This window comes from Streptomyces sp. SID3343, from assembly GCF_009865215.1.
Taxonomy (GTDB): domain Bacteria; phylum Actinomycetota; class Actinomycetes; order Streptomycetales; family Streptomycetaceae; genus Embleya.
The window spans coordinates 1-5991 of record NZ_WWJX01000870.1; the positions used below are offsets into that span (position 1 = coordinate 1).

Annotated in this window: 5 protein-coding genes and 1 pseudogene; 1 reads left to right on the forward strand and 5 read right to left on the reverse strand. The window is 71.2% G+C overall.

The annotated features are described in order from the left end of the window. Positions 1 to 51 precede the first annotated feature (51 nt). Entirely contained in the window at positions 52 to 729 is a 678-nt protein-coding gene (locus GT354_RS27135) for an isochorismatase family cysteine hydrolase (RefSeq protein WP_161359007.1), read from the forward strand. A 244-nt stretch (positions 730 to 973) separates the two neighbouring features. Here GT354_RS27135 and GT354_RS27140 read toward each other — a convergent pair whose 3' ends face one another. The 5 genes and pseudogenes from GT354_RS27140 to GT354_RS27155 form a co-directional block, all read right to left on the reverse strand. After that, on the reverse strand, positions 974 to 1945 hold the full coding sequence (locus GT354_RS27140; RefSeq protein WP_202512351.1) for a putative protein N(5)-glutamine methyltransferase: 972 nt from the start codon (positions 1943 to 1945) through the stop codon (positions 974 to 976). A gap of 307 nt (positions 1946 to 2252) precedes the next feature. After that, positions 2253 to 2378, reverse strand: a pseudogene (locus GT354_RS54545) (epoxide hydrolase); the annotation flags it as partial. 105 nt (positions 2379 to 2483) lie between these two features. Beyond that, complete coding sequence (locus tag GT354_RS27145; RefSeq protein ID WP_161359009.1) at positions 2484 to 2930, reverse strand: signal peptidase I; 447 nt, start codon at positions 2928 to 2930, stop codon at positions 2484 to 2486. Between the two features lie 20 nt (positions 2931 to 2950). Beyond that, positions 2951 to 4126 carry a low temperature requirement protein A gene (locus GT354_RS27150; protein ID WP_161359010.1) on the reverse strand — a complete coding sequence of 392 codons (1176 nt, stop codon included), beginning with the start codon at positions 4124 to 4126 and terminating at the stop codon, positions 2951 to 2953. Between the two features lie 319 nt (positions 4127 to 4445). Next, on the reverse strand, positions 4446 to 5991 hold a 1546-nt coding region (locus GT354_RS27155), incomplete at its 5' end, for an IPT/TIG domain-containing protein (RefSeq protein ID WP_161359011.1).

Consider the following 5991-nt stretch of genomic DNA (forward strand, 5'->3'; position numbering starts at 1 on the left):
GTCGGGTCGGGTCGGGTCGGGTCGGGTCGGGTCGAGCGATCGGGGGACACGGTGTCGCGCAACGACGAACCGAGGCCGCACGACTGGTCGATCGACGGCCGAGAGTACGCCCGTCACGAGAGCCGTCGTGGCCGACGCTTCGCCTACACCCACCTCGTTCCGGCGCGCACCGCTCTCGTGGTGGTCGACATGGTGCCGTTTTTTGTGGCGCCCAATCCCTACTGCCTCGGCATCGTGCCGAACATCGGCCGCCTCGCCGACCACGTGCGGACGGCGGGCGGGGCGGTCGCCTGGGTTGTTCCCGCCGTTGGTGAACGATCAGCGGTATCCGACGAGTTCCACGGCCCGGACGTGGCCGAGCGCTACCGGACCTCCGGCGGCACGGGACCCCTGATCGGGCGACTGTGGCCGGACTTCACCGTTCACGCCGCCGATTTGGTGGTGGAGAAGTCGGCGACCAGTGCGTTCTTCCCCGGCCGATGTTCGCTCCCCGAGTTGTTGGCGGAGCGCGGCATCGACACCGTCCTGATCACCGGCACCGTCACCGACGTGTGCTGCGAGTCGTCGGCACGCGACGCCGCCACCCTCGGTTTTCGCGTCGTCATGGTCGCGGACGCGAACGCGACCGGGAGGGACCGGGACCACAACGCCACGCTGCACACCGTCTATCGATCGTTCGGCGACGTGCGCCCGACCGAGGAAATTCTCGACCTGCTCGGGCCGGGGTGAGGCGTGCGGCCCCGGCGGGGGCCGAGATCCGAGGCCCCGGGCGGGATGGGCCTCGGAACTCACCTCGGCCACCGGAGCGGTCGGACGCACTCGGTCAGGCGCACTCGGTCGGGCGCACGGGTCAGATTGTTCGCGGTCGGGCGCACGCGGTCAGATGCACGGCTGAGGCGCACTCGGTCAGGTGCGCACGCGGTCAGGCGCACGCGGGCGTTCGGCCCAGGCGCACTCGGTCGGGCGCACGCGGTCAGACGCGCCCGGTCCGGTCGCCGGCGTTCGTCGGTTTGGTGCCGATCACTACCGTGGCGTCCAGGTCGTCGCACTCGACCACTCGCGGGGCCAGGCCGTGGTCGGCGAAGGTGGCCACGGTCCGCGGTGCCTGGCGTTCGCTGGTCTCGATCAGGAGCCGGCCGCCCGGGGCCAGCCACGCCAAGGCGTCGGCGGCGACCCGGCGTTGGATGTCCAGGCCGTCGACACCGCCGTCCAGCGCCACCCGCGACTCGTAGATCCGCGCCTCCGGAGGCAGCAGCCCTATCGCCTCGGTGGGTACGTACGGGGCGTTCACGACCAGGACATCGACCCGGCCCCGGAGCGTATCGGGCAGCGGGTCGTACAGGTCGCCCTCGTACACCGACCCGCCCGACCCGATGTTGCGTCGGGCACAGCGCACCGCCGCGGGGTCGATGTCGGCGGCGTACAGATCGATCTCGGTCCGTGCCGCGGCCAACACCGCCCCTACCGCGCCCGAACCGCAGCACAGGTCGACGACGACCGGGCGGGCCGGAGCAAGGGCGAGCGCCCGACCGGTGCGGCCACCCGCACGGCACGCGCCCCGCCGGGCTTGGCCGGCGGCGGCTTGGCGAAGCAGTTCGGCGGCCTGCCGGGCGAGGAACTCGGTACGGCGGCGCGGTACGAAGACGCCGGGGTCGACGGCTACCCGAAGGCCGCAGAACTCGGCCCAGCCGAGTACGTGTTCGAGCGGCAGACCGACGATGCGCCGCTCGACCATCGCGGCGAGTTCGGCCGGCGAGCCGGCGGCGGAGAAAAGCAGTTCCGCCTCGTCCTCGGCGAATACACAGCCGGCCGCCCGTAGCCGCCTGACGACGACGTCCGAAGTCAGGGCCGAAGCAGGCGTGAAGGCAGGTGAGTGCGGAGAACGCGGAGTAAGCGGAGAACGCCCGGAGAGCGGAGAAAGCGACGAGCGAGGTGACGAGGACATCGACATGAGAGCCTTTCGGGGTACCGAAGGGCGCTCTCCCGGGGACCGGAAACCGGCGAAGGTAAACGGTGACGGTGAACCGCGAACTACGTCGAGTGGACCGTACGACCGCGGGATGAGAGCACCCGAACTGCCACAGCGGTAATGGGTCCCACCTCCTCGGTACGTTCACTCCCTGCGCCGGCGGACCGGCCCGCCGAACGTGCGGGGCCTGGTTGCCGTGCCTGAGCCGCAAACACTACCCGACCACCAGGCCGGCAGGGACAACACCGAGCCGATCGGCCGGGACCGTGCTCGGCGCTGCCCGGGCCCGCGCGATCCGGGCCGATCCCCGGCCGGTCTCCGTGGTCGGTCCGGAGAAGACCTGCCCGGGGATCGACGGGACGACGACGTGGGACGCGTCCGCCGGGTCGCCGCCACGCAGGCGGGGGTCGGCCGGCGGACGGGCGTCGTGGCCCCGGCACGTTGGCACCGTCGAAGCCTCGCGGGCGGTCGAAGCCTTCACAGGCCGCCGAAGCCTCAGGGGCGGTCGAAGCCTTCAGGGGGCGCCGAGTCCGCCGAGTCCGAACTTCGGCCGTCCGGGTTCGTCACCCGCCGGGTCACCCGCTCCGCCGGCCACGGCGTCCGGCACCTTGTACCCCGGTACGGACGGCCAACGGACCGTCAGCACGACCGACTCCTCTTCCGCGTACCACGAGTGATCGACGCCGCGCCCCCACACCACATAGTCACCCTGCTTGGCCAACAACACGCTCCGGCCCGGCAGTTCCACTCGAAAGCGGCCGCTGATCAGGACCAGGAGGGCGGTCCTTTGCTCGCCGCGCACCCATTGTGCGCGTTCGTCGCCGGGCGGGTGGACACCCCACTTGATCTCGACGGCCTCGCTGTGTCGGGGGTCGTCGGCGTCCTTGAAGTGCCCGAGGAGCCAGCCCCGGTCCAGCGCCGCGTCCGCGCCGGCGTTGCCGACGTACACGCTCTCGTTCATGGACGGCGACGCTAGCAGCCTCACCCCCGTTGCTCGGCCCTCCCCACCCGAGCCGCCGCCGACTCTCCCTGTGGTCCGAAGTGATCCGCGAGCGTCATCGCCACGAGGACCACCACCGCGCCGGTCAGCGCGGCCCACCCGGCGAAGGCGGCGACCGCCGCGAGCGGCACCACGACCACCGCGGCGATCATCCGGGCGGCGATCGGACCCGTCTTCAACACGTGCCGATGCCACGCGTGACCGAGCAGGAACACCGCGACCCCGGAGCCCAGCCACCAGCGGTCGGTGTCGGTGCCCAAGTGGTGGATGCCGTCCGAGATCCCGGCCGCGACGAGCACGATGCCCGCGATCATCACCGCGTGCGCGAGGCCGAAGGCGACGTAGCCCAGCGTCTGGCGACGCTCCACGGGCGCGTCCGACAGGGCCCGCACGGCCCGCTCGTCGTCGCCGGCGAAGTAGGTCCACCAGATCCCCGCCGCGACCGCGATGCCGAGAAGAATCCCACCCGCGAGTTGCCAGTCGACGGGCCGACCGCCCGCGCCGATGCCCACGGCGACGACCGATTCGCCGAGCACGATCAGGATGATCAACCCGTGCCGCTCCACGAAGTGATGCGGCTCGACCACGAAGCCGCGGATCCGGCCGATCACCATCGCCAGGTACAGCACCAGGACGGCTGCCACCCAGCATGCCCAGGTACCGGCGTCGGGCAGGTGCGGCGCGGTCAGGATCAACACGCCGCCGAACGCGTTGAACGGGGCGAGTCGGACGATCCCGGCCCGGGCCGATGCCTCGGTCGCGGTCAGGAACAGCGCCACGTGCATGCCGACGGCCACCAGGAACGCCAGTCCGAACGCCCACCCGTCGGGGTCGAACGCGTAGGGCAGATCGAGCCCCATCACGAAGAACGCCGCCATGGTGAGCACCAACAGCAGTCGGAGCCTGACCGCTTCGGGCCGCACCGCGTTGGTCAGCCAACTGAACGCGCCGAACATCCACCACAGCGCGGCCAGCGGCAACAGCCCCTGGAACAGGCCGGACCAGCCCGGGTGTGACTCCACCTGGTGGGTGGCCTGGGTCAGGACGAAGACGAAGACCAGGTCGAAGAACAGCTCGATCGGGGTGACCCCGGCCGGCTTCTCGGGGGATGCGTGCGGCGCGGCCGAGGCCGGAGCTGCTTCCTCGGCCGGCGGCACTGGAGGTACCGGCGGATCGACACGAGCGGGGGATGTTGTCATTCGATCACTTTCGTCCGTCCACGCGAGGTGCTTTCGCCGTCTCGAACCGCAAGGCGTCCCGGTGGCAGGGAAGTTCGCGGTCGCGAGCGCTCCATCATCACCGGGACGCCTCTCCTCGCACAGAGCGGATCAGCCACGTTCGCGGTCGGCGTACTGCGACTGCGACTGGTGGCGCCTGACGGTCACTCTTCGCGCCCGTTCGGTACAAAGTGGCTCGACGAAAGTGGCTCGACGAAGAGTCGTTCGGCGAAGAGTCGCCGGGCGAAGAGTCGAAGGATCAGGAGCAGTTGATGAGCAACGACGTGACGACCAGGCAGGTTCGAGTGGCGGCGTTGTTCGCGGGGTTCGGGTCGGTCGGTGTGCTTGCGGTGCGCGACGCGGTGACCGCGAAGGCGGTGTTGATGCTGAGCAGGCCGACCGGAACGGTGAAGGCCCTGGTGGTCGACGCGCCGTTCGCCAGTGGGCCGACGGTGCAGGTAACGGTCCGGCCGGTGATCGGGCAGTCGCGCGATGTGGGGCTGAGCGGAGCCGGCAGCGGAGCCGTGACGGTGACCGAAGTCGCGGTGGCGGGTCCGGTGTTGGTGATGGTCAGGGTGTAGTCGATGTGCGCGCCGAGCAGGGCCGGTACACCGGTGGCCGCGAGGGTGACGGTGACGTCGGCGGTCGCCGCGATGTAGGTGTATCGGTCGGCTGCGGTGACCGGGCTGGTCCCACCGGGGGTGGTGACCTGTACGTCCACCCCGCCCGCGACGCCCGCCGGGGCGGTCACGATGCACGACGTCGCCGTGCAGGACACCGCGGTCGCGGTATGTCCCGCCCCGAACGTGACAGCCGTCGCGCCGGCCAGGTCGGTACCGGTGACGGTCACCTGGTTGCCGCCGGCCGCAGGGCCGTTCGCGGGCGTCACGGCGGTGACGGCGGGGCGCGGTCGCAGGATACCGATCACGACGATCCCGTACGGAACGCTGCCGACCGGGACGGTCGCCACGACGGTGTTCGTCACAGCGTCGATCACCGACACGTCGGCGGAGGCGGTGTTGGTCGTGTACACGTAACCGCCGGCGGCGTGCACGGTGAGGTTGGCGGGATAGGAGCCCACGTCGACGGTGTCGGTCACGGTGTTCGTGGCCAGGTCGACGACCTTGACGGCGGCCGGGAACGCGGTGACGTAGGCCTTCGTCCCGGCCGGGTTCACCGCGACCCCGCTGCCCTCCGCGATCGGGACGGACGCGGTGACGGCACCGCCGGCCGTGTCGATCACGGCCAGGCCGGTCGCGTTGTCGACGACGTACAGGTGTGCGCCGTCCGGGCTCAACGCGGCCCCGTCAGGGGAGCCGGCGAGCGCGATGGTCGAGCCGACGAGGTTGCTCGCGGGGTCGATCACGGAGACGCTGTGTCCGGCGTTGTTGACCGCGTACACGTGCGCTCCGTCGGGGGCGACCAGGACCGCGATCGGGTTCGTGCCGACCGCGACCGTGGCGACGGCGGCGTTGGTCGCGGTGTCGATCACCAGCACGGTGTTGCCCTGGGCGACGTACAAGCGCGTGTCGGCCGGATCGACGGCCATCGCGAACGGCGCGCCCGCGGTGGACACGGTCGCGGTCACGGCGTTGGTGGCGGTGTCGATGACGGAGATGCCGCCGGACTGGTAGTTCGCCGCGTAGACGCGGGTGCCGGCGTGGTTGGCGGCGAGGCCGTACGGCGCACCGCCGACCACGATCGAGGCGGTCGTGGTGTTGGTCGCGGTGTCGATCACGGACACGGTGCCGGAGCCGGAGTTGGCTACGTAGGCGGCTGCGGCGGGGCCGGTCGCGGCGCTGGTC

Excerpts from the sequence above, each read along its gene's own strand:
- GT354_RS27140 (WP_202512351.1), bottom strand. The coding sequence starts at position 1,945 with ATGTCCTCGTCACCTCGCTCGTCGCTTTCTCCGCTCTCCGGGCGTTCT.
- GT354_RS27145 (WP_161359009.1), bottom strand. The coding sequence starts at position 2,930 with ATGAACGAGAGCGTGTACGTCGGCAACGCCGGCGCGGACGCGGCGCTG.